Origin of the sequence: Streptomyces sp. FH025 (assembly GCF_017427025.1) — a bacterium.
Classification (GTDB): Bacteria; Actinomycetota; Actinomycetes; order Streptomycetales; family Streptomycetaceae; genus Kitasatospora.
Map to the genome: position 1 here is coordinate 1 of NZ_JAFLNG010001159.1, position 1,344 is coordinate 1,344.

A 1,344-nucleotide genomic window follows, 5' to 3' on the forward strand; every position below is an offset into this window, starting at 1 on the left:
ACTCTCCTCCCAGGGAAGACCACCACCATGACGGTTCTCAACCAGTCCCTGCACGCCCTCGACCCGGAGATCGCCGCCGCGGTCGACGCCGAGCTGCACCGCCAGCAGACCACCCTGGAGATGATCGCCTCCGAGAACTTCGCCCCGGTGGCGGTCATGGAGGCCCAGGGCTCGGTGCTCACCAACAAGTACGCCGAGGGCTACCCCGGCCGCCGCTACTACGGCGGTTGCGAGCACGTCGACGTGGTCGAGCAGATCGCGATCGACCGCATCAAGGCCCTGTTCGGCGCCGAGCACGCCAACGTCCAGCCGCACTCCGGCGCGCAGGCCAACGCCGCCGCCATGTTCGCGCTGATCCAGCCGGGCGACACCATCCTGGGCCTGAGCCTGGCCCACGGCGGTCACCTGACCCACGGCATGAAGATCAACTTCTCCGGCAAGCTCTACAACGTGGCCGCGTACCACGTGGACGAGAAGACCGGTCAGGTCGACATGGCCGAGGTTGAGCGCCTGGCCAAGGAGCACCAGCCGAAGCTGATCATCGCCGGCTGGTCCGCCTACCCGCGCCAGCTGGACTTCGCCGCCTTCCGCCGGATCGCCGACGAGGTCGGCGCCCTGCTCATGGTGGACATGGCGCACTTCGCCGGCCTGGTGGCCGCCGGGCTGCACCCCAACCCGGTGCCGTTCGCGGACGTGGTCACCACCACCACCCACAAGACCCTGGGCGGCCCGCGCGGCGGCGTCATCCTGTCCAAGGCCGAGTACGCCAAGAAGATCAACTCCGCGGTCTTCCCCGGCCAGCAGGGCGGTCCGCTGGAGCACGTGATCGCGGGCAAGGCCGTCGCCTTCAAGGTCGCCGCCTCCGAGGAGTTCAAGGAGCGCCAGCAGCGCACCCTGGAGGGCGCCCGCATCCTCGCCGAGCGCCTGCTCCAGGAGGACGTCACCGAGGCCGGCGTCAGCGTGCTGTCCGGCGGCACCGACGTGCACCTCGTCCTGGTCGACCTGCGCAACAGCCAGCTCGACGGCCAGCAGGCCGAGGACCGGCTGCACGAGGTCGGCATCACCGTCAACCGCAACGCCGTCCCGAACGACCCGCGCCCGCCGATGGTCACCTCGGGCCTGCGCATCGGCACCCCGGCCCTGGCCACCCGCGGCTTCCAGGCCGAGGACTTCCGCGAGGTCGCCGACATCATCGCCGAGGCGCTCAAGCCCGCCTTCGACGAGACCGTCGCCGCCGCGCTGAAGGCCCGGGTCACCGCCCTGGCCGAGAAGTACCCGCTCTACCCCACCCTGGCCAACCAGGAGTGACCATCGGCGGCAGGTGACCGGCCTCACTCCGCCGGA

At 70.5% G+C, this 1,344-nt stretch carries 1 protein-coding gene; it reads left to right on the forward strand.

Annotation, left to right across the window (positions count from 1 at the left end; all coding sequences use genetic code 11):
* Nucleotides 1-27 precede the first annotated feature (27 nt).
* Complete coding sequence (gene glyA / locus J0670_RS38115; protein ID WP_207817347.1) at nucleotides 28-1,308, forward strand: serine hydroxymethyltransferase; 1,281 nt, start codon at nucleotides 28-30, stop codon at nucleotides 1,306-1,308.
* Nucleotides 1,309-1,344: the final 36 nt, after the last annotated feature.

Coding starts and splice junctions, on each gene's coding strand:
- glyA (WP_207817347.1), top strand. CDS start 28: ATGACGGTTCTCAACCAGTCCCTGCACGCCCTCGACCCGGAGATCGCC.